Raw genomic sequence first — 24,423 nt, forward strand, 5'->3', positions numbered from 1 at the left:
TGTCTGGACGTTGTGCCGCTGCAGCCCTACCTCGACGTCCTCCGCCTGCCAGGGACGAAAACGTCCTTCCTGCTGATGACACTGGCCCGGCTGCCGATGACGGCGACAAGCATCACGCTGACGCTGCACATCGTCAGCGAGCTTGGGCACGGCTACGGCGCGGCCGGGCTCGTCGGCACGGCCACCACGGCCGGCACGGCACTCGCGGCGCCGCTGATCGGCAGGCTGATCGACCGGCACGGCCTGCGCCCCGTGGTCGCGGTGTGCGGGCTCGCGTCGACGGCGTTCTGGGTGAGCGTGCCGTACCTGCCGTACCAGGCGCTGCTCGTCGTGGCCCTGCCCGCCGGGGCGCTCGTGCTGCCGGCCGGTTCGATCGCCCGCCAGGTGATCACCGCACTCGTGCCCGAGCCCCGGCGGCGCGCGGCCTACTCGCTCGACACCATCTCGCTCGAGACCACTTTCATGATCGGCCCCGCGCTCGGCATCGCGGCGAGCACGCAGCTCTCGTCCACCGTGGCGCTCACGGGCATCGGCATCGTGTTCGGGGCGTGCGCCGCGGCGCTGTACCTGGTGGATCCGCCCATCCGCACCGAGGAGGAGCGCGGCGCGACACCGGGCACGCGGCCGAGGATCCGCGCGTGGCTCGGCGCGCCGCTGATCGGCACGCTGCTGGTCGCCATGGGCGCCCTGTTCGTGCTCATGGGCACGGAGCTCGCGGCACTCGCGGCCCTTCGCGAGTCCGGCGAGGTCGGCTGGACCGGTGTCGTGATTGCCGTGATGTGCGTCGCGTCGCTGACGGGCGGGCTCATCCACGGCGCGGTGCCGAGGTCGCTCTCCCAGCTACCGCTGATGGTTCTGCTCGCCGTGCTGGTGATTCCGGTCGCGCTGGTGACCGATCCGTGGTGGCTGCTGGCGCTCGCACTCGTGCCGACGAACCTGGCGTGCGCGCCGACGCTGGCCGCGACGACGGAGTCGGTGAGCAGGCTCGCACCGGTGTCCGTACGCGGCGAGGCGATGGGCCTGCAGGACTCGGCGACCCGGATCGGGATGGCGATCGGCGCGCCGGTGGTGGGCTTCGTGATCGATCACTCCCAGCCAGGCTGGGGGTTCGTGGCCGCGGGGCTGGGCGGGCTGCTGTTCGCCCTCGCAGGCTGGCTGCTGCAGCGCCGCCCAGCGCGGCCGTCGGTTACAGGCAGGCCTGGCGCAACTGCTCCAGGTTGTTCAGATTCCGTTGCAACCACTGGTTGAACGCGTTCATGTTGTCCAGCTTCTGCTGTTCGAGCTCGAGGTAGCCGTCGGCCATCGCGCCGAGCGTCTGCTTGACGTCCTGTTCGGCGACCTGGTTGGCCAGGTCCTGCAGCTGGTTCGCCTTCTCCTCGGCGCGCGCCTGCACCTCCTGCGGGTCCACGTTCGGGTTCAGGTCGACGATGCCCAGAGCCTGGCTGCACACGCTCGCCTTGCTCGTCGCCGAGTTCACCTGGTCGACGGCCTCGTTCACCTCGGAGCAGCCCGTGAGCAGCAACAGTCCCAGCGCGACCGGCGCGCACCTTTTCAGCATGCCGCAGAACCTACCGGGTTCCTCCCTTTTGCCCACCCGGCCTCCGACTTCAGGACGACGCCCTCGGCGCCCCGCGGCCCTAGTTTCGTCGCGGGAGGGAATCATGGCAGGTAGTGGGCGCGTCACCGCCCTGGACGTGATCCGGGGCATCGCGATCCTCGGCACGCTGGGCACCAACATCTGGATCTTCACCGACCCGCTGGGGGCAGCGGGATTCCTCACCGGTCCCGCACCGGACTCGGTCGCCGGGTTCACCGAGACGGTGCTGCGCTTCCTCACCAACGGCAAGTTCCTGGCACTGCTGTCGCTGCTGTTCGGGATCGGGCTCGAACTGCAGTACCGCGCGGCGATGCGGCGCGGTAGGCGCTGGCCCGGCTGGTATCTGTGGCGTTCGGCACTGCTGCTGGTCGAGGGCCTTCTGCACTACGTCCTGATCTTCGAGTTCGACGTCCTCATGTACTACGCCGTGGTATCGGTGCTCGTGGCGTTCCTCGTCGGCCGGAGTGCCCGGGTGCAGCGCGGCTGGCTCATCGGCGTGGCCGCGCTGCACGTCACGGTCATCGGCCTGCTCACGGCTGCTCTCGTGCTCTCCGACGCGACGGTCTCCGGCGGCGCCGCCACGAGCACCGACAGCTGGCCCGAGCAGGTGAGCACGCGGCTTTCCGACTTCGCCACGTACCGCGCCGAGGCGCTGTTCGCGATCCCGCTCAGCACGGTGCTGTTCCTGGCCGGGGTGCGGCTGTGGCGGGCGGGGGCGCTGACGTCGTCAGGGCGTGCTGTCCAGGTGCGGCTGATGCGGATCGGGCTCGGCGTCGGCGTCCCGCTGAACCTGCTCACGTCGTTCGCCGGGACGGAGTGGTTCCTGGCCGACCGATACCTCGCCGCTCCGCTCGTGGCGTTCGGCCTGCTCGGCCTGGTGCCGTGGCTGCTGCACCGGATGCGCGACGAGGCCGGACCGCTGCGGCGTGGCCTGACGGCCGTGGGGCGCTCGGCGCTGTCGTGCTACGTCGGGCAGAACGTCGTGTGCTCGATCCTGTGCTACGGCTGGGGGTTCGGCCTCGCGGCCATGTTCGCCGACGCCCGCCCGTGGTGGGTCGCCGCGCTCTTCGTCAGCGTGTGCGCGCTGCTGATGCTGCTGGCGTCGTGGTGGCTGTCCCGGTTCTCGCGCGGCCCGCTGGAGCAGGTGTGGCACTGGGCTTACCAGGCGCCGCAACGATCCCGCGAGCGCGTGGACGCGACGGCGCACTGACCGCACGGCGAGGTCAGCCGTGCCCAGCTGCAGTGAAGGCCACCTTGCCTGCGTTGAACGCAGGCAAGGTGGCCTTCACTGCAGTAGGTGACTCAGGCGAGGGTCTGCGCGAGCTCCTCGGCGATCTCGTACGTGTTCAGGGCGGCACCCTTGCGGAGGTTGTCGCCGCACACGAAGAAGTCGAGCGTGTTCGGGAAGTCCAGCGCCTGGCGGACCCGGCCGACGTAGGTCGGGTCGCCACCCACCACGTCGGCGGGCGACGGGAACTCGCCCTTCTCCGGGTCGTCGACGAGCACGATCGAAGGCTGCTGCTCGAACACCTTGTGCGCGGCCTCGACGGTCACCTCACGGGAGAACGTGGCGTGAACCGCGAGCGAGTGCGTGGTGACCACGGGTACGCGCACGCAGGTGGCCGACACCTTCAGGTCCGGGATGCCGAGGATCTTGCGTGACTCGTTGCGCACCTTCAGCTCCTCGGAGAACCAGCCGTCGCCCTTGTAGGAGCCAGCAGACGGGATCACGTTGAGCGCCAACGGAGTTCCGGCGAACGGAGTGTCCGCCATGGACAGTCCGGCCGACTCGAGCGCGGCGCGGACGTCGCCGGCCTTCGAGCCGAGTCCCTTGCCCGCCACGGCCTCCAGCTCGGCGTACAGCCGGTCGATGCCGCCCTGCCCGGCACCGGAAGCGGCCTGGTAGGACGCCACCACCAGCTCGGTGAGCCCGAACTCGCGGTGCAGCGCGCCGAGCGCGGCCATCATCGACAGCGTGGTGCAGTTGGGGTTGGCGATGATGCCCTTGGGTCGCTGCGCGACCTTGTCCGCGTTGACCTCGGGCACCACGAGCGGCACCTCGTCGTCCATGCGGAACGCGCCGGAGTTGTCGACGGCCACGGCGCCGCGCGCGGCGGCGACCGGAGCCCATTCGGCGGAGACCTCGTCGGGCACGTCGAACATCGCGACGTCGACGCCGTCGAACGCCTCGGGCTTCAGCTCGACGACCGTCAGCTCCTCACCGCGCACCACGATCTTCTTGCCCGCCGACCGCGCGGAGGCGATCAGCCGGATCTCACCCCACGGCACGCTCTCGCGCCCGTTGATGATGTCGATCATGACGGTGCCGACCGCTCCGGTCGCGCCGACCAGAGCCAGCGTGGGGCCCTGTGCAGTCATCTAGCGTCCACTCCCTGCGTAAACGACGGCCTCTTCGTCGCCGCCGAGCTCGAATGCCTCGTGAATCGCGCGCACCGCGTCGTCGAGCTGCGCGTCCCTGATCAACACCGAGATCCGGATCTCCGAGGTGTTGATGATCTCGATGTTCACGCCCGACTTCGCGAGCGCCTCGCAGAAGGACGCCGTGACACCGGGGTGCGAGCGCATGCCCGCGCCGACGAGCGAGACCTTGCCGACGTGGTCGTCGTAGAGCACGGCCGAGAAGTCCAGCTCCGCCTTGATCTTCTCGAGCTCGCTCACGGCCTTGGGGCCGTTCGCCTTCGACAGCGTGAAGGTGATGTCAGTGCGGCCGGTGGTGTTGGAGATGTTCTGCAGCACCATGTCGATGTCGATCTCCGCGTCCGCGACGGTGCGGAAGATCCTCGCTGCCGCGCCCGCGTGGTCCGGGACCCCGGTGACCGTGATCTTGGCCTCCGAGCGGTCGTGGGCCACACCGGTGATCAACGCTTGTTCCACGGGGAGCTCCTCAATCGAACCGGCCACGGTCGTGCCCGGCTTGTCACTGTAGGAAGAACGAACCCGGATCGGCACGCCGTAGCGGCGGGCGTACTCCACCGAGCGCAGGTGCAGGATCTTCGAGCCGCTGGCGGCGAGTTCGAGCATCTCCTCATAGGGCACCGTGTCGAGCTTGCGCGCGTTCGGCACGATCCGCGGGTCGGCGGTGTACACACCGTCCACATCGGAGTAGATCTCGCACACATCGGCGTTGAGCGCGGCGGCGAGCGCCACCGCGGTGGTGTCGGAGCCACCCCGGCCGAGCGTGGTGATGTCCTTGGTGTCCTGCGCGACGCCCTGGAACCCGGCCACCAGTGCGATGTAGCCCTGCTCCAGCGCGTCGGTCACGCGACTGGGCGTGACATCGATGATGCGCGCGTTGCCGTGCACCGACGTGGTGACGACCCCCGCCTGCGAACCGGTGAACGACCACGCCTCGGCACCCTGCGCCGAGATCGCCATCGCGACAAGCGCGTTGGAGATCCGCTCTCCTGCCGTCAGCAGCATGTCCATCTCGCGTTCCGGGGGAACCGGGTTCACCTGTTCCGCGAGATCGAGCAGTTCGTCGGTGGTGTCACCCATCGCCGAGCACACCACCACGACCTCGTTGCCCGCCTTCTTGGTGGCAACGATCCGCTCGGCAACGCGCTTGATCCGGTCTGCGCTCTCCAACGACGAACCGCCGTACTTCTGGACCACGAGCGCCACTTGCCGAACCTCCTCGCCGGAGCGAGCACACCTCACGGTTCTGTTGCGAAGGGCCCGCTCCATACCTTCGGGACAGAGTACCGGGGGTGTGCACCGAGGACATCTCGCTTTGTGGCCCCGGCCACTCGCCGAGCGCCACGCGTACCACACCGCTGACCTACAGTGAGCCCATGAGTGACAAGGAAGCCGAGACGAGCGCCCCGGTGCACGAGCTGATCGCGCGGCGATGGAGCCCGAGGGCCCTCGACGACATGGCCGATGTCACAGCCGACCAGCTCCGCGCGCTGCTGGAGGCCGCGCGGTGGGCGCCGTCGTTCGGCAACACCCAGCCCGCCCGCTTCCTGGTCGGCAGGAGGGGCGCGGACACCTACGACCGCATCCTCGGCACGCTCACGCGCCGCAACCAGTCCTGGGCTCACCGCGCGGGGGCGCTGCTCGTGGTGCTCGCGCTCACACACAACGAGAAGGGTGCGATCCCCTACGCCGAGTACGGCGCCGGGCTCGCGGCGGAGAACCTCGTGCTGCAGGCCGTGGCCGAGGGGCTCGTCGCGCACCAGATGGCCGGCTTCGACCACGAGGCCGTGAGCCGCGAGTTCGGCCTGCCCGACGAGGTCCGGCCACTCGTCGCGATCGCCGTCGGCGGCCTCGCCGAGCCGGAGGTGCTCGGCGAGGAGCGCGACATCACGAGGGAAAGCGCACCGCGCAAACGCGTGCCGCTGGAGGACTTCGCTTTCACGGGCAGCTGGGGCACCCCCGCGTTCTAAGGCCAGTTGATCGCGCCCCCCGGGCCGAGGAACGTCCGGAGGTGCCGGTCCTCGGCGCGGCCGTGCAGGGGGAACTCGAACGTCGACCCGTCCGGCCAGGTGATGGTCCGCCCGCGGAGGTCGACCTCCGGCGCCTGCGGCCGCCGCGCCTGCCAGAGGATCCGCGGCGGGGGCGCGTCGGCCGGGTCGGTGAAGGTCGATCCGGTGTCAACGATCGCCAGCCACGACGGCGAGCAGGCCAGCCACGGTCCCTTCGCCCCGCGGAGCCGGTCCACCAGGTCGAGCACCATCGCGTTCTCGGGGCCCTTCACGCGGATCTGCCGTTTGAACGGGTTCCCCCACTTGCCTCCGCCGCTGCCCGCGCCGTTGACGAAGGCGAAGACGGAGAGCACCGAGACGCCGATGCCGCGCACGATGTTCCAGCAGAAGCGACGGATCAGCTTCTTGCCCTTGACCGTGCCGTCCATGCGCCTGCCGGGCACCTCGAACCCGAGTCCGTCGTCGCTCAGGCGCAGCACGATCACCGGCTCGCGCCACTGACCGCGAAGCAGCTCCTCGACCCGTTCCCGGAAACCGGGGCGGACCAGCGTCTTGTCGCGCTTCGCGTCGAGCCGCTCCTCGTGAGCGAAGATCTTCTCCGCCGCCCGCCGCCTGGCCTCGGTGGGCGCCTGGGCGATCAGCTCCTCCGGCGTGCCGGCTAGATGTCGAGGTTCCCTCGGGTCTCCTCCGCGCTCTGGTCCCCGCCGATCTCGCTCTTGTCGAACCACGGCTCGTCCCCTCCGACGCTGACGTCTTCCGTGCCCTCGCTGTAGGCGGTCCGCCCCGCCGCTACACCGGCCTTGGCTCCGGCACCGGCGACCAACGGCTGAACACCGGCCGAGGTCTGGAACATCGTGGTGAGCGCCCGGTTGCTCGGGTTGAACGGCACCCCGGCGGTGTGCTCGAGAACCTCGAGCGAGAACTTCGACTCACCGGCGTAGGTCCCGAGGCGGAACTTCCTGGTCATCTCCATGACCTTCGTCGAGTACTTCGCCAGGAAGTCGATGAAGGTGTCGAGCAGCTTGCCGAACCTGCCGAGGTAGCCGGTGACCTTCTTGAGCACGCTAGCGGCCTTGGCGATCGAGGCGGTCATCGCGGCGGCGACCGAGCTGCCGAAGCTGATGACCGACGCGGCCAGGGCGGGCAGCCAGATGGTGATCAGCCACGACACCAGCTCGGTGATGATCGCCTTGATCACCTCTTCGATGACCTGCATGACCATCGACCACATCTGCAGCACCTCGGCCACCGAACCGGCCGCCGAGCCGATGCCGCGGATGCCGGAGGAGAAGTCGCCGAGCGCCTCCTTCGCCGCGTTGCCCGCCTCGTCGACCCATTCGGCCAGCGCGGTGTCGCCCGCCTGCTCGAAGTCGTCGGCGAGCGCGACGAAGCCCTGCGCGATGGTGACGAAGTTGTCGGAGGCGTGCCCGATGGCGGGGCCGTCGCCGGTGACCTGGTGCAGTGCGTCCTGCAGCGGCTGAACCAGCTCCAGCAGCATGTTGAGCCCGTGGCTGACCAGCCAGCCGATGGGGTCCATGGCGAAGGTGACGATGTCCCCGGCCGCGGCGCCGACGAACGCCGCGCCGTCACCGACCAGCGCGGCGCCCGCGGAGGCCAGCTCCTGCGGATTGTCCGCCTGCGCCGCCTGCTGGGCGTGCGCGGCGATCGACTTGCCGGAGTCGTAGGCCGTGCCGAACACCGGCACGTGGCCCATCGCGCGGTCGATGTTGGCGCCCGTGCTCTCGTCGTACGCCTGGACGTCGAGCGTGTCGGCGATGCTCTCCCGCTCGGTCATGAGCCGTGCCCTCCCGCCGCGTCGATCTGCCCCTGGTGCCGCCCGAAGGTGATCGTCCCCGCGTCCTCGGCCTCCTGGTACATCTCGGCGGCCCTGTTCAGCTTGGTGATGAACCCGTCGACGCCGTCCTTCATGTCGTTCAGCAGGGACCGCAGCTCCGCGAGGCGATCGGTGTAACCCTGCTTGGCGAAGATCCCGATGACGCCCCAGGCCTCGTTTGTCACGTCGGCGGCGTCGATGAGGTTGCCGAACTTGTCGGCCTCCCCCTCGTAGTGCGGGAGTTGCCTGGCGTAAGCGGAGATCGCCTCGATGTTGGTCTGTATGCCGTCGGGCATCGGGCCCCCTCGGTCGGGATCGGTCAGCGCAGGATCGAACCTTGGTCGAAGTAGTCGTCGTTGTCGTCGTCCGAAGGGCGGGACCTCCGGGTCGGCGGCGGCGTTTGCTGCGACGCAGGTTCCTCCTCGGCGGTTCCGAACGCCTCTGCCTGAGCCTGGCGAACCTGCTCCGAGGTGTTGACACCGAACGTGTCACCGAACGCGTCGTCCACGATCCCGGCCTGCCGCTGGACCGCACCCGCGACCGCCTGCCGCATGGTGCTCATGATCGTGGCGGAGAGCTGGCCCGGGTCCTGACGCAGCGCGCCGGGGGTCAGCCGCAGGTCGGTGACGGCGCCTCCGGCGCCCGCGACCACCGTGACACCGCCGTCCGGCGAGGTCGCGGTGCTCTCGATCTCGGCGATCCGCGCCTGCATCTCTCCTACGCCGGCGAAGTTGGCCTCGGCCTGACGGATCTTGCTCCGGAAGTTCTCGAACTGGGCGATCAGCTGATCCATGTGGGCGGACATCGGTACCCCATGCGGTGCGCGGCTGGGCGTCATTCGGGCGAATGCGCCGCCCGATTATGACAAGGCCGCGCGAGCACGGACCGGTTTTCCGCTCAGGAGGCGCCGCCCACCCTGCGGATGATGCGGGCCACGATCGAGGACACCACGAGCCAGAAGATCGCGGCGATGCCGTAGTTCACCAGCACCGAGAGCTTCGGGTCGTCGGGTGTGAAGAGGTCCTTGAAGCCCAGCGAGAGGCCCTCGGACCAGTCGGCGACCCACGACACGATGCCGTTGTCGGGGTTGGCCTCGCCGATCACGAAGATCACGTGCAGGACCAGCACCAGCGCGAACAGCAGGCCGACCCAGCGGGCCACGCCGGCCAGCAGGCCGACGACCTGGTCGCGGACAGCCTTCCAGTCCGTCTTGCGCTTCGGCGCCGGCTCCTGCTCCTCGGGGGAGTTGCGGAAGGTCGACACGGAAGGGCTGGGCGGGAGCGCCTGCGTGGCCTCGGCGTCGCTGGCGTCACTGCCCTGCGCTTTTTTCTCGGCGTGCTCAGCCATGCCCCGCAGTTTCCCACGGCTCCCGGCGAAAAGCTACGCGCCAGTAACTCGACGGAACGACCGGGCGATAACGGTTCGGCCTCGCCCCGGCTTTTCAACGCGATCACGCCGTGGTTAAGCTGGCCGACGTGGCACGTGCTCTCCTGCTTCGCTGCCGCGACGGGGCCTGATCAGACCGGCTCCCCGTCGCGGGGCTTTGTGGTGCCGCCGGTCGTAACCGAGCCCACAACCGAGCAGGAGCATTTCCAGACATGAGCACCCCCGAACCTTCGGTATCGCCCGCCAGCCGTATCCGCACGCCGTCCCGGCCCGCGCCTGACGGCCAGCCGGTGTGGAACACCCAGCGCGGCTCGTCGATGCCGGTCCACCGCTACCAGCCGTGGTACCGCCTGGTCGAGGACATCCAGCTGCCCGACCGGACGTGGCCGGACAAGCGCATCGACCGCGCCCCGCTGTGGTGCGCGGTCGACCTGCGCGACGGCAACCAGGCCCTGATCGACCCGATGTCGCCCGCCCGCAAGCGCAAGTTCTTCGACCTGCTGGTGCGCATGGGTTTCAAGGAGATCGAGGTCGGCTTCCCGGCCGCGAGTCAGACCGACTTCGACTTCGTCCGCGAGATCATCGAGGACGGCGCGATCCCGGACGATGTCCGCATCCAGGTGCTGACGCAGTGCCGCCCCGAGCTGATCGAGCGCACCTTCGCCTCGCTGGAGGGCGCCCCGAGGGCGATCGTGCACATCTACAACTCGACGTCGATCCTGCAGCGGCGGGTGGTGTTCCGCGAGGAGCGCGAGGGCATCAAGAAGATCGCGCTGCAGGCCGCCGACCTGGTGGTGGAGTACGCCTCGAAGTACTCCGACACCGACTTCCGGTTCCAGTACTCGCCCGAGTCGTACACCGGCACGGAGCTGTCCTACGCCGCCGAGGTGTGCAACGCCGTCTCCGACATCTGGCAGCCGACGCCGGAGCGGCCGGTGATCATGAACCTGCCAGCGACCGTGGAGATGGCGACCCCCAACGTCTACGCCGACTCGATCGAGTGGATGAACCGCAACCTGGACCGCCGCGACGGCGTGATCCTCTCCCTGCACCCGCACAACGACCGGGGCACCGGCGTCGCCGCCGCCGAGCTGGGCTACCAGGCCGGCGCCGACCGCATCGAAGGCTGCCTGTTCGGAAACGGTGAGCGCACCGGCAACGTCGACCTGGTGGCGCTGGGTATGAACCTGTTCAGCCAGGGCATCGACCCGCAGATCGACTTCTCCGACATGGACGAGATCAAGCGGACCGTCGAGTACTGCAACCAGCTGCCGGTGCACGAGCGCAGCCCGTGGGCGGGCGACCTGGTGTTCACCGCGTTCTCCGGCTCCCACCAGGACGCGATCAACAAGGGCTTCGACGCGCTGAACGCCGCGGCCGAGAAGGCGGGCGTGCCAGTGGAGGAGTTCCCGTGGGAGGTCCCGTACCTGCCGATCGACCCGAAGGACATCGGCCGCACCTACGAGGCCGTGATCCGCGTGAACTCGCAGTCGGGCAAGGGCGGCATCGCCTACATCATGAAGACCGAGCACCAGCTGGACCTGCCGCGCAGGCTGCAGATCGAGTTCTCGCAGACCGTCCAGCGGCACACCGACTCCGAGGGCGGCGAGGTGGACCCGGAGACGATGTGGAGCGCCTTCTCGGCCGAGTACCTCGAGCCACGCACGCCGCTGGAGCTGGTCCGCCAGCACGTGACCGCGAACGGTGAGTACGACCTCACCGCCACGGTTCGCGTCGACGGCGAGGAGCAGGAGATCACCGGACGCGGCAACGGCCCGATCGCCGCGTTCTTCGACGCCCTGAGCACGGTCGGTTACGACCTGCGGCTGATGGACTACAGCGAGCACACGCTGACCCCGGGCGACGACGCGAAGGCCGCCTCGTACATCGAGTGCGCCATCGACGACAAGGTGTACTGGGGAGTCGGCATCGACCCGTCGATCGTCACCGCCTCCCTGCGCGCCGTCGTCTCCGCCGTGAACCGCGCGCACCGCTGACCCTTCCGGCCGTCGGCCCCCAAGGCCACCTTTGCTGCGCTCAACGCAACAAAGGTGGCCTTCGGTGCGTCCGGCAGCAGGGAGCAACCCTGAGGGGTTCTCAGTGGTGGCTGCGTTGAGCGGTACGTGGACGTCTCGACGCTCTCGCTGCTGGCGCTGTTCGTCATCGCGGCGGTGCCGCTGGCCCCGACCGAGGTGACGCTGATCGGCATGGGCGTCGTCGCCGCGGCCAAGGACGGGCCGATCGCGCCGACCATCCTCGTGGCCTCCGCGGGTTGCCTGCTCTGCGACTACCTGCTCTACGTCACGGGCAGGCGAGGCGGTTCGCGCGCGCTGGCGCGCGTGCGAAGGCGGCGCAGCGCCGACACGACCATCCGCTGGCTCACCGCCCGGCTGGAACGGCGGCCCGTCGCGGTCCTCGTGATCGCGCGCTGGCTGCCCGCGGGCGGCACGGCGGGCTCGCTGCTCGCAGGATCGCTGCGCTGGCCACGCGCGGCGTTCCTCACCGCGTCCGTCATCGGGGTGATCCTCTGGTCGACCTACGCCGTCCTGCTCGGCTACCTCGGCGGCACGATGGTCGACGAGTCACTCACGAGCCTGCTGCTGTCGCTCGCTGTCGCCGCCGTGCTCACAGCACTGGTCGCCGCGGTGTGGCGGCGCCGGACCGGGCATCATCTGGACTATGCGCGCGGAACGTCTGGTGGCACTGCTGTTCACCCTGCAGAGCAGGCGTAGCGCCACGGTCCCCGAACTGGCCGAGGCGCTCGGCGTCTCCGAGCGGACCATGCACCGCGACATCGCCACGCTGCAGGCGTCGGGGGTTCCGCTGTGGACCGAACCCGGCCGCTACGGCGGGGTTCGCCTCGTCGAGGGCTGGCGGACCAGGCTCGACGGCCTCACCTCCCGCGAGGCGGTGGCGATCTTCGCGATGGGCGTGCCGCGCGCGCTCGCCGAGCTGGGCCTTGGCACCGCCGTCTCGGCGGCGCACGCGAAGGTGTCGGCTACCCTGCCCGCCCCGCTGCGCGAGCAGGCCCAGCATCTCGCCCAGCGGTTCCACCTCGACGCGCCGGGCTGGTTCCGCGAGGAGGACGACACCGAGCACCTCGCGACGATCGCGCAGGCCGTGTGGGAGCAGCGCCGGACCAGGGTCAGCTACCGGCGCGGCGACGACGTGATCGACCGGTTGCTGGACCCGCTCGGCCTCGTGCTCAAGGCCGGCGTCTGGTACCTCGTCGCGCGGGTCGGCGACGCCGTTCGCACCTACCGCGTCAGCCGGATCGCCGAGTCGGAACCGCTGGACGAGACGTTCGAGCGGCCTGCCGATTTCGACCTGGCCGGCTGGTGGCACCGGTCGTCGGCGGAGTTCGAGCGCTCCCTGCGACGGCAACGCGTGCGGGTGCGGCTGAGCAGGGGCGGTCGGCGCGCGCTGCCGAGGTACATCGAGCCCGATGTCGCGCTCGCCGCGCTGGAGGCCGCGGGCCCTCCCGACGCCGACGGCTGGACCGAGGTGGAGCTGCCGCTGGAGGAAGGGGACATCGCGGCCGGCCAGCTGCTCGGCCTCGGCACCGGGGTGGAGGTGCTGGCACCACCCGCCGTGCGGGCGGCGTTCGCCGACGCCGCACAGCGGATGGCCGACCGTCACCGGTAGCCGGTGGCGTCCGCGGGCTTGCCGGGGTCCTGCACCTCGTCGACGTAACGCCAGGCGTCGGGCCTGCTGCCGTCGACGTCGTCGAAGTCGTAGATCCTCGCGAGCTGCCCGCTGTTGAGGGTCTGCCCGGTGAAGCGGTGCCGGTCCGGGTCGGCGGCGAGCTCGGCGACGGCGCGGCCGACGAAGACGGGCGACTCCGAGATGCAGAAATGCGGTTCCCTCACCAGCGCGTCGCGCCAGTTCTGCTCGGTGACGCCGTAGTGCTCGAGCATGGCCTCGGAACGCAGCCAGCCGGGGGTCATGGCGACCGCGGTGCAGCCGTACTCGCGCAGCTCGTGCGCCTCGGCTCGCGCGACGTTGTGCGAGGCGGCCTTCGCGACGTAGAACCCGAGCGACGTGCCCACCCGGAACTTGGCGTTGTACTCGGCCGTTCCGTCGGTCATCTCCACCACCAGGCCGCCCTGCTGCCGGATCACCAGCGGGAGGAGGTGGTGGCTGGTGATCACGTGCGCGTCGATGCCGAGGCGGATCATGCGCAGTGTGTCGTGGAGCGGCATCTCCCACACCGGCTTGCCCCAGCCGATGTACTCGTCACCGCCCCAGATGCCGTCGACGAGGACGTCGATCCGGCCGTGCTCGCGGTCGATACGTTCGGCGAGTGCGGCGACCTGCGCGGAATCGAGGTGGTCCACCCGCACGGCGACTCCCTCGCCGCCCGCCTCGGCGATCTTCTCGACGGTGCCCTCGATGGTCTCCGGCCGGTCCACTTCAGACCGCTCTTGTCCCGACGTCCTTCCCGTGACGTAGACGAACGCACCGCGCCTGCCCAGCTCGATCGCGATCCCCCTGCTCGCCCCGCGGGTTCCTCCCGCGACGACGGCCACCTTCCCTGCCAGTTCGTTACCCATGCACCCGACGATGCCGCCGAACCCTGTCAGTTCCCGTCATGGTTGGAACCGGTTGTCTCGCGAGTCCCCCGCTCCGGTTCGCGAGTCCCCCGCTCCGGTTCGCGAGTCCCCCGCTCGGGCCGCCGAGTTGCCCGCTCAGGTCGGAGCCGTCCCTGTTCCGAACGCACAACTCGGCGTGGGAACGCACGACTCGCGAACGGGAGCGCAGAACTCGCGGGCAGGAACGGGGGACTCGCGGACAGGAACGGGGGACTCGCGGGCAGGAACGGGGGACTCGCGGACGGGGCGTCAGGCGGGTGGGTCGGCGCCCACCTCGGCGGCTTCGGTGCGCAGGGCGTCGAGGACCGCCGTCACGGCGGGACGCCGGGTGCCCGCTCGCAACACCGCCTCCACGACCCGCGCCGCCCGGATCCCCGCCAAGGGCCTGCGGAGCACCCGGCGGGTGTCCATCGTGTACCTGGGCAGCAATGCGATGCCGTGTCCGGAGGCGACCAGGGCCTCGGTGATCCGGAAGTCGTTGAAGCGGTACGCCACACGCGGTCGCACGCCCGTTCGCGTCGCCAGCGAGAGCAGGACGTCGTCGACGGGGAACCCCACGTCGACGCTGATCCACTGCTCCGTCGCCAGATCGGTCAGCTCGACGTGGGCCCGGTCGCCGAGCGGGTGCCCCGGCGGCAGTGCCACGTCGAGCGGCTCCCTCAGCAGGGGCACCACGTCGATGCGCTCACCGGCGAACGGCGGCGCGTGCTCGTCGCGGTGGGTCACCACCACGTCGTGGTCGGCGAGCAGCCCCGGCACCTCGGGCGGGGTCATGTCGACGTCGCGGACGTCCACGTCGAGCCCGTCCCTCGCGGCGAACCGCGGCAGCAGGCCGGGCAGCAACAGCAGCCCCGCCGACGGGAAGATCGCCAACCGCACACGGCCACGCGGCGAGCGACGGTAGGTGTCCAGCTCGGCCTCGGCCCGGTCGAGCGCGGAAAGCACCTCGTCGGCCCTGGCCACGAGCGCCCTGCCCGCGTCGGTGAGCCGCAGCCCCCGCCCCGCCGGTTCGGTCAGCGCGAGCCCGACCTCGGCCTGCAGGGCCCGCAGCTGCTGCGACACCGCCGACGGCGTGCAGTGCAGTGCCCGTGCGGCCGCGGTCACACTGCCCCGATCGGCGAACTCTCGCAGCGTCCGCAGTCTGCCCAGGTCCACCAGCACAGTGAAGCACAGCTACAAGGTCATTGAAATTAAACTCGCTGGTCCTTCATTGTTAGCGGGCGCAAGCTTGGAGTGTGCCTGGACGTGACCGCTTTCTCGCCGCGTTCACCGCCCTGCTCTGGGGCTGCAACTTCCTCGCGATCCACGCCACCCTCACGCACTTCCCGCCGCTGTTCGCCGGCGCGCTGCGGTTCGTGGTGATCGCGATCCCGACGATGCTGCTCGTGCCGTGGCCGAAGGTGAAGCTGCGCTGGCTGATCGGTTACGGCATCGGCTTCGGCACGCTCCAGTTCGCCTTCCTCTTCGTCGGCATGAAGGCCGGCATGCCGACCGGTCTCGCCTCGCTCGTGCTCCAGGCGTCGGCACCCTTCACGGTGGTGCTCAGTGCCGTCTTCCTGCGCGAGCGCCTCACGGCGTGGCAGGTCGCGGGCATCTTGCTCGCGGTCGCGGGGATGAGCGCCATCGGCTGGCAGCGCGCCGAGTACGCCGCGCTCCTTCCGCTGCTGCTGACGCTGCTCGGCGCGCTGAGCTGGGCGTGCGGCAACCTCTGCCTCCGCAAGGCCGAACCGGAGCACCCGCTGCGCTTCACGCTCTGGATGTCGGTGGTGCCACCGCTGCCCATGTGGGGCCTCTCGCTGGTCTTCGAGGGAACCGCCGCGCAGTGGGAGAGCCTGAGCACTTTCCACCTGCCCGCGCTGGCCGGGATGGCCTACACGGCCGTGCTCGGCACCGTGGTCGGCTCCGGCATCTGGAGCGCGCTCATGCGCCGCAACCCGGCCAGCACGGTGGCACCGTTCTCCATGCTGGTGCCAGTCGTCGGCCTGACGCTGGCGTTCGTGCTGCTTGACGAGCGCCCGACCGTGGTCGAGATCGTCGCGAGCGCCGTCGTGGTCGGCGGCGTGCTGCTCGGCTCGGTGCGCCGCCGCGGGCGTCAGGACACCACGACGTCGGGCTGCACCAGCTCCACCTCCACCTCGTGCGGAGAGATCCGCCCGGCGCGGATGTCCTCCGCGTAGTGGCAGGCCACGCGGTGGCCCTCACCGATCTCCCGCAGCGCGGGCCGGTCGGTGTCGCACAGCGTCTCCTGCCGCCACGGGCAACGCGTGTGGAACCGGCACCCGCTCGGCGGCGCGGCGGGTGAGGGCAGGTCTCCGGCGAGCAGAATCTGCTCCCGGCTGTCCTCCACCACCGGGTCCGGCACCGGGATCGCCGAGAGCAACGCCTTCGTGTACGGGTGCAGCGGGTCCTGGTACAGCTCGTCGGAGCTCGCCTCCTCGACCAGTGAGCCGAGGTACATCACGCCGATCCGGTCGGAGATGTGCCGCACCACCGCGAGGTCGTGGGCGATGACGAGGTAGGTGAGGCCGAACTCGTCCTGCAGTTCCTCCAGGAGGTTGAGCACCTGCGCCTGCACCGAGACGTCCAGCGCCGACACCGGCTCGTCGGCCACGATCAGGTCCGGCTCCACCGCGAGCGCTCTCGCGATGCCGATGCGCTGGCGCTGCCCTCCTGAGAACTCGTGCGGGTACTTGCGCAGCGCGTTCTCGGGCAAACCGACCGCGGCGAGCAGCTCCTTGAGCCGCTGGTGCGTCTGTTGCTTGCCCTTGTCGAGCCCGTGCGCGCGCATGCCCTCCACGAGCAGTGACTCCACCGACTGCCGTGGGTCCAAACTGGACAGCGGGTCCTGGAACACCATCTGCATGCGGCGTCGCATGGTGCGCAGTTGCTCGCCCTTGAGGCTGCGGAGGTCGGTGCCGTCGAACACCACGCGCCCGCCCGTCGGCTCCACGAGCCGCAGCAGCCCTCGACCGAGCGTGGTCTTGCCGCACCCCGACTCGCCGACGAGACCGTAGGTCTCGCCGCGTTCGATCCGCAGGCCAACGCCGTCGACGGCGTAGACGTAGCCGATCGTGCGGTCGAGCACGATGCCCCGCTTGATCGGGAAATGCACCTTGAGGTCATCGATCGTGACCAGTGGGTCGTCGCTCATCGTGTTCCCTCCGCCGCCAGTGGTGCGACCTCCACCGGATTGTGGCAACGCAGCATCCCGCCGCGATCCTCGACCAGCTCCGGCGGATCGCTCCAGCACTGTTCCAGCTGGTTGGGGCACCTCGGCGCGAACGCGCACCCGCGCGACCACGCGATGTTGTCCACAACGGACCCCCGGATCGGCACGAGCTTCTCGCCGCGCGGCGCATCGAGACGGGGGATGGAGGCCAGCAGGCCGTGCGTGTACGGGTGCCTCGGCTCGGCGAACAGCGCGTGCCGCTGCGCGCGCTCCACGATCCGGCCGCCGTACATCACGTTCACCTCGTCGCAGAGTCCGGCGACCACGCCGAGGTCGTGCGTGATCATGATGAGCGCCGTGTCGGTGCCGGACACGAGCTCCGAGAGCAGGCTCAGGATCTGGGCCTGGATGGTCACGTCGAGCGCGGTGGTCGGTTCGTCGGCGATGAGCAGCCTCGGCCTGCACGCCAGCGCGATGGCGATCAGCGCGCGCTGGCGCATTCCTCCGGAGAGCTGGTGCGGGTACTCGTCGAGCCGCCGGTTCGGGTCGGGGATGCCCACCCGGTTGAGCAGGTGCTCGCCCTCCACTTTGGCCTCTTTGCGCGACATTTTCCGGTGCCGCTCCAGCACTTCCGTGATCTGCAGGCCGATGGGCACCACCGGGTTGAGCGAGGACAGCGGATCCTGGAAGACCATGCCGAGGTCCCGCCCTCGCCGCTCGTCGAGCTGCCGCTGGGAGAGCCCGAGCAGCTGTTCGCCCTCGAACGTCACCGATCCCGACACCTCGGCGCCCCGCGACGGCAGCAGGCCCATGATCGCCAGCGAGGTCACCGACTTGCCGCAGCCCGACTCGCCGACGAGACCCACCGTCTGGCCCGGTTCGACGTCAAAGCTGATGTTGTCGACCGCGATGGTCGGCTCCTCGCCCCTGCGGCGGAACACCACCGAGAGGTCGCGAACTTCCAGCAGAGCCATCCCCATCACCGCCGTTGCCGTGGGTCGAGTGCCTCGCGCATCGACTCGCCGACGAGCGTGAAGCCCAGTGCCACCACGATGATGCACCCGGCCGGCCAGAACGCGAGGTGCGGCTGGCTGTCGAAGAAGTCCTGTGCGTTGCCGAGCATCTGGCCCCATTCCGGAGTCGAGTCGTCCGCGGCGCCGAGGCCGAGGAACGACAGTGCGGCCGCGTCGAGCACCGCGATGGCGAGCACGAGCGTCGACTGCACGATCACCGGGCCGAGCGAGTTCGGCAGGATGTGCCGGAACACGATGGCCCTTCTCTTCACGCCGAGCGCCTTCGCGGCGAGCACGTGGTCGCTCTCGCGCACGCTCAGCATCGTTCCGCGCAGCAGCCGCGCGAAGATCGGGATCTGCACGATCGCGACCGCGAGGATCACCGTGAACTGCGACTGTTCCGCGAACAGCGCGCCGATCGACACCGCCAGCAGCAGCGAGGGGATCGAGAGCAGCACGTCCACGATCCGCATGACGACCGAGTCGACCCAGCCGCCGAACGCGCCGGCCAGCGTGCCGAGCACCAGCCCGCCGCCGAGCCCGATCACCGTGGCGAGCGCGGCCACGAGCAGCGTCTGCTGCGAGCCGAGCAGCATCCGGGAGAAGAGGTCGCGACCGTACTGGTCGCCGCCGAGCGGGTAGCCGTCCTGCGGCGGCGGGATCTCGTTGTTGGCGCGGGAGACCTGGTCCTCCAGCAGCCGCAGCGCGGGATCGTGTGGCGCGATGAACGGTGCCAGCACGGCCAGTAGCACGAACAGGCCGATCATCACGGCGCCGACGATGAACACCGGGTTGCGCCGCAGCCGCCGCCACGCGGACACGGCGAGGCTGACGCCGGCGTCGTGACCGTTCGGCGAGCCCTGTCCGTCGGGACCGACCTCGAACTCCGGACCCCGCGCGGCCACACTGGCGAGCCGGTCGATTTTCGTCGCACGAGACGACGCCATAGCTAGCTCACTTTCTGCGCCGTGCGGATGCGCGGGTCGATCACCGCGTACGACAGGTCGACCAGGAGGTTGACCAGTACGTAGGCCATCGCGGCCGCGATGATCACCACCTGCAGCACGGGGTAGTCCTTGCGCTCGAACCCGATCGCCAGCGCCTGCCCGACCCCCTGCCACGAGAACACCGTCTCGGTGAGCACGGCGCCCGACAGCAGCGCGCCGGTCTGCAGGCCGACCGTCGTCACCACCGGGAGCATCGCGTTGCGGAGGATGTGCCGGTCCCGGATGATCCGCCGGGTCAGCCCCTTCGACCGGGCCGTGCGCACATAGTCCTCGTCCATGACGTCCAGCACGGACGCCCTGGTGATGCGGAAGATCACCGCGAATGGGATCGACGCCAGCGCCAGCGCAGGAAGCAGCAGGTGCTCCAGCGCGTCCCACGCCGCGTCCCACTCGCGCGTCAGCAGGCCGTCGAGCACGAAGAAGCCGGTGACGCGCGTGGCCTCGATGTCCGCGCTCTGCCTGCCGCCGGTCGGCAGCCAGCCGAGTTTGATCGACAGGATGTACTTGAGCAGGAACGCGAGGAAGAAGATCGGGATCGAGATGCCGATCATCGAGCCGACCACACCGGCGTTGTCCAGCCAGCCGCCCCGGCGGCGGGCCGCGAGGTAACCGAGCGGGATCGCACCGATCAGGGCGATGAGGATCGCCGCGATGCTGAGCTCGATGGTCGCGGGGAACCGTTCCAGGAACAGCTCCATCGCCGGCTTGCCCGGCGAGACCCCGGTGGAGGTGCCGAAGTCACCGGTGATCGCCCGGCCGAGGAACGCGAAGTACTGGACGAAGATCGGGTCGTTCAGCCCGAGGGCGTCGGTCAGTTCGGCGCGGCTCTCGGCTGTGCCGCGGTCCCCCAGGAGGGCCGAGACCGGCCCTCCCGGGAGTAACCGCAGCCAGCCGAAGATCAGCACCGAGAGCACTACCACGACGAGTGCGAGTTGCAGCACGCGCCGAATCGTGTATCGGAGCACCGTTCTCGCTTATTCGGGAGACGAGACCGAGACCGCGGCGAACTCTTCCTTGGTCAGCGGGCTGGGCACCAGCCCCTGCACCTCGGGGGAGACGACGATCGCGGGCGGGGAGTGCGACAGCGGGATCGCCGGGATGTACTTCGACATCAGGTCCCGGTTGATCTGCTGGTACTTCGCTTCGCGCTCGGCGGCGTCCACAGTGGAGTCGGCGTCCTCGATCGCGGTGGCCAGCTGCTGGCCCCACGGCGAGCCCGAGGTCCAGAACTGGTTCTCCGTGGTGCCGAAGAAGGTGCCGATGAAGTTCTCCGGCGAGTTGTAGTCACCCGTCCAGCCGAGCAGGAACAGCTGCGCGTCGGCGACCTCGACCTGGTCGAGGTACCCACCGGCCCACGGCTTGCTGATCGGCTTCACCGTGATGCCGGCGCCCTCCAGGTCCTCCTTGATGGCACCGAAGATCGCCTGCGGGTTCGGCATGTAGGGCCGCGTGACCTGGCTCGGCCACCACAGCTCGACAGTCAGGTTGGGATGGCCGGCCTCGCGCAGCAGCTGCTTGGCGCGATCCGGATCGTACGAGTACTTCTGCACGTCGTCGGCGTATCCGTCGACCGACGACGGGTAGAACTGCGTGGCGACCTCGGAGTTCTCCGGCATCACCGACTTGACGAGGCTTTCGCGGTCGATCGCGTAGGCCAGTGCCTGGCGCACCTTGAGGTCCTTGAGCGCAGGGTTGTTCTTCTGCGTGATGCCCAGATACAGGATGTTGAACGGGTCCCGGATCTGGAGGTTGTAGCCGCCTGCCTTCAGCGAGTCCCAGTCGGCGGGGGCCGGGAAGTCGTAGCCGTCGATGTCGCCGGCCTCGAGCGCCTGCTTACGGGCGGTCTCGTCCTCGATCACGCGGAAGATCAGCTTGTTGAGCTTGGCCTTGTCGCCCCAGTACTGGTCGTTGCGGGCGAGTTCGATGGTGCCGTTCGCCTCGTCGTAGGAGGTGAACTTGAACGGCCCGGTGCCCGTCGGGTGCGAGCGCGCGTACTCGGAGAAGACGAAGCTGTCTCCCTGCGCCTTGACGTTGTTGGCCTGGAACTCGTCCATCGCCTTGGGGCTCTGCATGGCGAACGAGTCCTGGGACAGCATCGTCGGGAACGTCGCCGTGAAGCGGGTGAGCTCCAGCTTGACGGTGGTGGGGTTCTCGGCGGTGCAGCCCTGGTAGAGCGAGGGGTTGGCCCCGTCGCTGAAGCCGCCGAAGTTCTCGATCCAGTAGTAGGAGAGAGCCGCGGTGGCGCCGGCGCCGGTCTGGCCGTACATGCGCTCGAAGTTCTTGCACACGGCGTCGGCGTTGAACGGGGTGCCGTCGTGGAAGTTCACGCCCTCGCGCAGGGTGAACGTCCAGGTCTTGCCGTCGGGGCTCGACTCCCACTTGGTGGCGAGCTCGGGCTCCAGCTCGGCGGTGCCGGGCTTGATGCCGACGAGGTTCTCGAACATCTGCCGGGTCACGCGGAAGGTCTCGCCGTCGGAGGCGTAGAACGGGTCGAAGTTCGACGGGGCGCCAGTGGCCCCGAAGACCAGCGTGCCTCCTTCCTGGCCACCGCCGGTATCACGTTCGGACTCGGCACAGGCGGTCAAGGACACCGCGAGCGCGGCGGCCAGCCCGATCAGGGCTGTGCGTCGCGTTCGGGCCACCCGCAGTTGGAGCATTTTGGCACCCCTTGAGGAAACATCAGTTCGGTTCGCGGGCACGAATCTCGTGTCCGCGATGGTCGCTGACCCTAGCGGGTGTGAGGGCGGTTACTTAAGGTCCTGAGGTTACGATCGGGCTACGCAGAAGGTGAAAAAGTTCCGAACAGTCGAGAAATCACCACGCTGGGTGACCAATCGACTACGCGCTACCTGCTTTGGTCGGCTTCTGTCAGGCGGGGTGGAGCCCTACCGCCGCATCGGCGTGCGGCTGTGTGCGGTCGACGGAGAACCACCCGCGCTCGAAGCTCTGCCAGGCGATGAGGTGTGGTCTGGACGTCTCGCCGTCACGGGCGACGGCCCTTTCGAGCCTGGCGGTGGAATCCGGATCCTCCACCCAGCACAGGTATGACAGCTTCGGCCGCACCGACGCGCGGCCCGCCGACACCCCCTCGAGCACGAGCACGCTCGGCACCGGGACGTCCACGACGGGGCCGAGCTCCGGCACGCCAGTGGTCCAGTCCATGCGCCGGTAGCGACCGGGCAGGCCGAGGGCCAGCCGGTCGAGAACGCCCTCCCGCAGGCGTGGCCACCACGAGACAGGGTCGTCCCACGTGGCGAAGTCGTCGGTGCTGACGAGCGCCGTGGGCACGCCGCGTTCGCGCAGGGCAGCGACGACGGCCGCCGCGAGCGTCGACTTGCCGGACCCGGAGGGGCCGTCGATCGCGAGCACCCGCACGTCGCCGAGCCTCGGCTCGGCACGCAGCACCCGTTCCGCGACGGCCCGCCCCAGCTCCGCGACGTCAGGCACGGGACGCGTCAGAGCGCGCGGCGGCCGGAGAGGGCCCGGCCGAGCGTCAGCTCGTCGGCGAACTCGAGGTCGCCGCCCATCGGCAGACCCGAGGCGAGCCGGGTGACGGTGAGGCCGGGGAAGTCACGCAGCATCCGGACGAGGTAGGTCGCCGTGGCCTCGCCCTCGGTGTTGGGGTCGGTCGCGATGATCACCTCGCTCACCTCCTCCGCACCGATTCTGGCGAGCAGCTCCTTGATGCGGAGCTGGTCGGGGCCGATGCCGGAGAGCGGATCGAGCGCGCCGCCGAGCACGTGGTAGCGGCCGCGGAACTCCCGCGTGCGCTCGACGGCGAGCACGTCCTTGGGCTCCTCGACCACGCAGATCAGTGCCGGGTCGCGCCGGGCGTCCCGGCAGATGCGGCAGCGCTCCTCCTCGGAGACGTTGCCGCAGACGTCGCAGAACCGCACGCCTTCCTTGACCTTGCCCAGCACGTCCTGCAGCCTGCCGATGTCGACGGGATCGCAGGCCAGCAGGTGGAAGGCGATGCGCTGCGCGCTCTTGGGACCGATGCCGGGCAGGCGGCCCAGCTCGTCGATGAGGTCCTGAACTACGCCTTCGTACAAAGTTACTGTCCGGGCAGACCGAGGTTGCCGAGCCCGCCGAGGTCGGGCATGCCGCCACCACCGAAGCCGCCCGCGAGCGGGCCGAGCTTCTCCTCGGTGAGCTTCTGCGCGTTGTGGGTCGCGTCGCGCACCGCGGCGACCACGAGGTCCGCGAGGGTCTCCGTGTCCTCGGGATCCACGATCTTCGGGTCGATCACGAGGTTCTTGAGCTCCATGCCGCCGGTGACCGTGGCCGTCACCAGGCCCCCGCCGGAGGTGCCGGTGACCTCGGCCGCCGCCAGTTCCTGCTGAGCCGTGACCAGCTGTTCCTGCATCTTCTGGGCCTGCTGCAGGATCTGCTGCATGTCGGGCATTCCGCCGCCGGGCTGCACCATGATTCGGATTCCCGCTTTCGTAGCTTGCGTGACGTGGTCTCCAGCCTAGTCGCAGCGGCTGTGGCACCGTGTGAGCCGTGTGTTGTCGCGGTGTCGTCCTACTGGTGGTGGGCCTGGTGCTGAGCGCTTGCGGGGGCGGCGGAGACGGTGGGGTCACCGCCTCGCCCACCCGGAACTCGCCCGGCCCCGAGACCTCGCAGAGCCGGTCCGCCGCGCCCACGAGGACCACTCCCCAGCCCGAGGCTCCGGTGGTGGTCCTCGACCCCGGCCACAACGGCGGCAACGCGACGGCACTCGCCGAGATCAACCGGCAGGTACCGGCGGGGCGAGGGCGGATGAAGCCGTGCAACACCACCGGCACCGCCACCGACAGCGGCTACCCCGAGCACGCGTTCAACCTCGACGTCGCGAGGCGGGTGGGCGACGCGCTCTCGGCGCAGGCCGTGCGGGTGGTCTACACGCGCGAGGACGACGACGGCGTCGGCCCGTGCGTCGACCGGCGCGCTGCGATCGGCAACGAGGCGCTCGCGGACGCCGTGGTGTCGGTCCACGCGGACGGCTCGTCGGCACAGGGCAGCGGCTTCCACGTCGCCTACTCGGATCCGCCGCTCAACGAGGCGCAGGGCGAGCCTGCGCAACGCCTGGCCGGTGCGGTGCTCGCGAGCCTGGCGGCGGAGTTCCCCGTGGCCGACTACATCGGCGAGGGCGGCCTCTCCGGCCGGGACGACCTGGCCGGGCTGAACCTCTCCGAGCGGCCCGCCGTGCTCGTCGAATGCGGCAACATGCGCAACGCGAACGAGGCAGCGGTGATGTCGACCCCGGAGGGCCGCCAGCGCTACGCCGACGCGATCACGGCGGGAATCCTGACCTACCTGCGGCGGTAGCCGACCGCAGTGAAGGCCACCTTCACTGCGTTGAACGCAGTGAAGGTGGCCTTCACTGCGGCTGGTGGAG

26 protein-coding genes are annotated in these 24,423 nt (G+C 69.7%); 8 read left to right on the forward strand and 18 right to left on the reverse strand.

Going from position 1 to position 24,423, the window contains the following annotated elements; genetic code table 11:
* Window positions 1-12: 12 nt before the first annotated feature.
* Entirely contained in the window at window positions 13-1,248 is a 1,236-nt protein-coding gene (locus DI005_RS03850) for an MFS transporter (protein ID WP_113641272.1), read from the forward strand.
* On the opposite strand, the gene DI005_RS03855 is transcribed toward DI005_RS03850, so the two are convergent.
* On the reverse strand, window positions 1,187-1,558 hold the full coding sequence (locus tag DI005_RS03855; protein WP_112265023.1) for a hypothetical protein: 372 nt from the start codon (window positions 1,556-1,558) through the stop codon (window positions 1,187-1,189). The genes DI005_RS03850 and DI005_RS03855 overlap by 62 nt on opposite strands.
* A gap of 103 nt (window positions 1,559-1,661) precedes the next feature.
* Between DI005_RS03855 and DI005_RS03860 the strand changes: the two genes are divergently transcribed.
* Window positions 1,662-2,807, forward strand: coding sequence for a DUF418 domain-containing protein (locus tag DI005_RS03860; protein ID WP_112265025.1), 1,146 nt, complete (start codon window positions 1,662-1,664; stop codon window positions 2,805-2,807).
* Window positions 2,808-2,899: 92 nt separating this feature from the next.
* On the opposite strand, the gene DI005_RS03865 is transcribed toward DI005_RS03860, so the two are convergent.
* Complete coding sequence (locus DI005_RS03865) at window positions 2,900-3,976, reverse strand: aspartate-semialdehyde dehydrogenase (RefSeq protein WP_113641273.1); 1,077 nt, start codon at window positions 3,974-3,976, stop codon at window positions 2,900-2,902.
* Entirely contained in the window at window positions 3,977-5,239 is a 1,263-nt protein-coding gene (locus tag DI005_RS03870) for an aspartate kinase (protein ID WP_112265027.1), read from the reverse strand. It lies immediately after the preceding gene.
* Between the two features lie 170 nt (window positions 5,240-5,409).
* Here DI005_RS03870 and DI005_RS03875 point away from each other — a divergent pair, with 170 nt between their 5' ends.
* Window positions 5,410-6,003, forward strand: coding sequence for a nitroreductase family protein (locus DI005_RS03875; protein WP_113641274.1), 594 nt, complete (start codon window positions 5,410-5,412; stop codon window positions 6,001-6,003).
* Here the strand turns inward: DI005_RS03875 and DI005_RS03880 are convergent.
* From DI005_RS03880 to DI005_RS03900, 5 genes are all read right to left on the reverse strand, one after another.
* Window positions 6,000-6,770 (reverse strand): hypothetical protein, encoded by a 771-nt coding sequence (locus DI005_RS03880; protein WP_323808362.1) that lies wholly within the window; start codon window positions 6,768-6,770, stop codon window positions 6,000-6,002. The two genes, DI005_RS03875 and DI005_RS03880, sit on opposite strands and share 4 nt — an antisense overlap.
* On the reverse strand, window positions 6,701-7,837 hold the full coding sequence (locus DI005_RS03885; RefSeq protein ID WP_113641275.1) for a hypothetical protein: 1,137 nt from the start codon (window positions 7,835-7,837) through the stop codon (window positions 6,701-6,703). Before DI005_RS03885 ends, DI005_RS03880 begins: the two co-directional genes overlap by 70 nt.
* A complete protein-coding gene (locus DI005_RS03890; RefSeq protein ID WP_113641276.1) occupies window positions 7,834-8,172 on the reverse strand; it encodes a hypothetical protein in 339 nt (112 codons plus the stop codon). The genes DI005_RS03885 and DI005_RS03890 overlap by 4 nt, the downstream gene beginning before the upstream one ends.
* A gap of 23 nt (window positions 8,173-8,195) precedes the next feature.
* Entirely contained in the window at window positions 8,196-8,681 is a 486-nt protein-coding gene (locus DI005_RS03895; protein WP_113641277.1) for a YbaB/EbfC family nucleoid-associated protein, read from the reverse strand.
* A gap of 92 nt (window positions 8,682-8,773) precedes the next feature.
* Complete coding sequence (locus DI005_RS03900; RefSeq protein WP_228714023.1) at window positions 8,774-9,223, reverse strand: hypothetical protein; 450 nt, start codon at window positions 9,221-9,223, stop codon at window positions 8,774-8,776.
* A 251-nt stretch (window positions 9,224-9,474) separates the two neighbouring features.
* On the opposite strand from DI005_RS03900, the gene leuA reads away from it, so the two are divergent.
* From leuA to DI005_RS03915, 3 genes are all read left to right on the forward strand, one after another.
* Complete coding sequence (gene leuA, locus DI005_RS03905; RefSeq protein WP_112265035.1) at window positions 9,475-11,259, forward strand: 2-isopropylmalate synthase; 1,785 nt, start codon at window positions 9,475-9,477, stop codon at window positions 11,257-11,259.
* A 126-nt stretch (window positions 11,260-11,385) separates the two neighbouring features.
* Window positions 11,386-11,994 (forward strand): DedA family protein, encoded by a 609-nt coding sequence (locus DI005_RS03910; RefSeq protein ID WP_112265037.1) that lies wholly within the window; start codon window positions 11,386-11,388, stop codon window positions 11,992-11,994.
* On the forward strand, window positions 11,942-12,907 hold the full coding sequence (locus DI005_RS03915; RefSeq protein WP_113641278.1) for a YafY family protein: 966 nt from the start codon (window positions 11,942-11,944) through the stop codon (window positions 12,905-12,907). Before DI005_RS03910 ends, DI005_RS03915 begins: the two co-directional genes overlap by 53 nt.
* Here DI005_RS03915 and DI005_RS03920 read toward each other — a convergent pair.
* Window positions 12,898-13,815: an SDR family oxidoreductase gene (locus DI005_RS03920; RefSeq protein WP_113641279.1), complete on the reverse strand. Its 918-nt coding sequence runs from the start codon at window positions 13,813-13,815 to the stop codon at window positions 12,898-12,900. The two genes, DI005_RS03915 and DI005_RS03920, sit on opposite strands and share 10 nt — an antisense overlap.
* Before the next feature lie 288 nt (window positions 13,816-14,103).
* A complete protein-coding gene (locus tag DI005_RS03930) occupies window positions 14,104-15,009 on the reverse strand; it encodes a LysR family transcriptional regulator (RefSeq protein WP_112266618.1) in 906 nt (301 codons plus the stop codon).
* 80 nt (window positions 15,010-15,089) lie between these two features.
* Here DI005_RS03930 and DI005_RS03935 point away from each other — a divergent pair, with 80 nt between their 5' ends.
* Window positions 15,090-16,031: an EamA family transporter gene (locus tag DI005_RS03935; RefSeq protein WP_113641280.1), complete on the forward strand. Its 942-nt coding sequence runs from the start codon at window positions 15,090-15,092 to the stop codon at window positions 16,029-16,031.
* Here the strand turns inward: DI005_RS03935 and DI005_RS03940 are convergent.
* The 8 genes from DI005_RS03940 to DI005_RS03975 all read right to left on the reverse strand — a co-directional run bounded on the left by DI005_RS03940 (window position 15,947) and on the right by DI005_RS03975 (window position 23,469).
* A complete protein-coding gene (locus DI005_RS03940) occupies window positions 15,947-17,005 on the reverse strand; it encodes an ABC transporter ATP-binding protein (RefSeq protein WP_113641281.1) in 1,059 nt (352 codons plus the stop codon). The two genes, DI005_RS03935 and DI005_RS03940, sit on opposite strands and share 85 nt — an antisense overlap.
* Window positions 17,002-17,997, reverse strand: a complete 996-nt coding sequence (locus DI005_RS03945) for an ABC transporter ATP-binding protein (protein WP_113641282.1) — start codon at window positions 17,995-17,997, stop codon at window positions 17,002-17,004. Before DI005_RS03945 ends, DI005_RS03940 begins: the two co-directional genes overlap by 4 nt.
* Before the next feature lie 5 nt (window positions 17,998-18,002).
* Entirely contained in the window at window positions 18,003-18,983 is a 981-nt protein-coding gene (locus DI005_RS03950; RefSeq protein WP_113641283.1) for an ABC transporter permease, read from the reverse strand.
* Window positions 18,984-18,985: 2 nt separating this feature from the next.
* The gene (locus DI005_RS03955) at window positions 18,986-20,008 is read right to left on the reverse strand and encodes an ABC transporter permease (protein WP_112265053.1); all 1,023 of its coding nucleotides are present in this window, start codon (window positions 20,006-20,008) and stop codon (window positions 18,986-18,988) included.
* A gap of 9 nt (window positions 20,009-20,017) precedes the next feature.
* On the reverse strand, window positions 20,018-21,700 hold the full coding sequence (locus DI005_RS03960) for an ABC transporter substrate-binding protein (protein ID WP_112265055.1): 1,683 nt from the start codon (window positions 21,698-21,700) through the stop codon (window positions 20,018-20,020).
* A gap of 211 nt (window positions 21,701-21,911) precedes the next feature.
* Window positions 21,912-22,490: a uridine kinase gene (locus DI005_RS03965; RefSeq protein WP_233519978.1), complete on the reverse strand. Its 579-nt coding sequence runs from the start codon at window positions 22,488-22,490 to the stop codon at window positions 21,912-21,914.
* 8 nt (window positions 22,491-22,498) lie between these two features.
* Window positions 22,499-23,095, reverse strand: a complete 597-nt coding sequence (gene recR / locus DI005_RS03970; protein ID WP_112265057.1) for a recombination mediator RecR — start codon at window positions 23,093-23,095, stop codon at window positions 22,499-22,501.
* A 2-nt stretch (window positions 23,096-23,097) separates the two neighbouring features.
* Window positions 23,098-23,469, reverse strand: a complete 372-nt coding sequence (locus DI005_RS03975) for a YbaB/EbfC family nucleoid-associated protein (protein WP_112265060.1) — start codon at window positions 23,467-23,469, stop codon at window positions 23,098-23,100.
* Between the two features lie 77 nt (window positions 23,470-23,546).
* Between DI005_RS03975 and DI005_RS03980 the strand changes: the two genes are divergently transcribed.
* On the forward strand, window positions 23,547-24,353 hold the full coding sequence (locus DI005_RS03980; RefSeq protein ID WP_233519980.1) for an N-acetylmuramoyl-L-alanine amidase: 807 nt from the start codon (window positions 23,547-23,549) through the stop codon (window positions 24,351-24,353).
* The last annotated feature ends 70 nt before the right edge of the window (window positions 24,354-24,423 follow it).

It is taken from the genome of Prauserella sp. PE36 (genome assembly GCF_003311655.1).
GTDB classification, from domain to species: Bacteria; Actinomycetota; Actinomycetes; order Mycobacteriales; family Pseudonocardiaceae; genus Prauserella_A; species Prauserella_A endophytica.

What these genes read in the sequence shown, in the direction of transcription:
- DI005_RS03855 (WP_112265023.1), bottom strand. Translation starts at nt 1,558, where the DNA reads ATGCTGAAAAGGTGCGCGCCGGTCGCGCTGGGACTGTTGCTGCTCACG.
- DI005_RS03860 (WP_112265025.1), top strand. Translation starts at nt 1,662, where the DNA reads ATGGCAGGTAGTGGGCGCGTCACCGCCCTGGACGTGATCCGGGGCATC.
- DI005_RS03865 (WP_113641273.1), bottom strand. Translation starts at nt 3,976, where the DNA reads ATGACTGCACAGGGCCCCACGCTGGCTCTGGTCGGCGCGACCGGAGCG.
- DI005_RS03875 (WP_113641274.1), top strand. Translation starts at nt 5,410, where the DNA reads ATGAGTGACAAGGAAGCCGAGACGAGCGCCCCGGTGCACGAGCTGATC.
- DI005_RS03885 (WP_113641275.1), bottom strand. Translation starts at nt 7,837, where the DNA reads ATGACCGAGCGGGAGAGCATCGCCGACACGCTCGACGTCCAGGCGTAC.
- DI005_RS03890 (WP_113641276.1), bottom strand. Translation starts at nt 8,172, where the DNA reads ATGCCCGACGGCATACAGACCAACATCGAGGCGATCTCCGCTTACGCC.
- DI005_RS03895 (WP_113641277.1), bottom strand. Translation starts at nt 8,681, where the DNA reads ATGTCCGCCCACATGGATCAGCTGATCGCCCAGTTCGAGAACTTCCGG.
- DI005_RS03900 (WP_228714023.1), bottom strand. Translation starts at nt 9,223, where the DNA reads ATGGCTGAGCACGCCGAGAAAAAAGCGCAGGGCAGTGACGCCAGCGAC.
- leuA (WP_112265035.1), top strand. Translation starts at nt 9,475, where the DNA reads ATGAGCACCCCCGAACCTTCGGTATCGCCCGCCAGCCGTATCCGCACG.
- DI005_RS03915 (WP_113641278.1), top strand. Translation starts at nt 11,942, where the DNA reads ATGCGCGCGGAACGTCTGGTGGCACTGCTGTTCACCCTGCAGAGCAGG.
- DI005_RS03920 (WP_113641279.1), bottom strand. Translation starts at nt 13,815, where the DNA reads ATGGGTAACGAACTGGCAGGGAAGGTGGCCGTCGTCGCGGGAGGAACC.
- DI005_RS03940 (WP_113641281.1), bottom strand. Translation starts at nt 17,005, where the DNA reads ATGAGCGACGACCCACTGGTCACGATCGATGACCTCAAGGTGCATTTC.
- DI005_RS03945 (WP_113641282.1), bottom strand. Translation starts at nt 17,997, where the DNA reads ATGGCTCTGCTGGAAGTTCGCGACCTCTCGGTGGTGTTCCGCCGCAGG.
- DI005_RS03950 (WP_113641283.1), bottom strand. Translation starts at nt 18,983, where the DNA reads ATGGCGTCGTCTCGTGCGACGAAAATCGACCGGCTCGCCAGTGTGGCC.
- DI005_RS03960 (WP_112265055.1), bottom strand. Translation starts at nt 21,700, where the DNA reads ATGCTCCAACTGCGGGTGGCCCGAACGCGACGCACAGCCCTGATCGGG.
- DI005_RS03975 (WP_112265060.1), bottom strand. Translation starts at nt 23,469, where the DNA reads ATGGTGCAGCCCGGCGGCGGAATGCCCGACATGCAGCAGATCCTGCAG.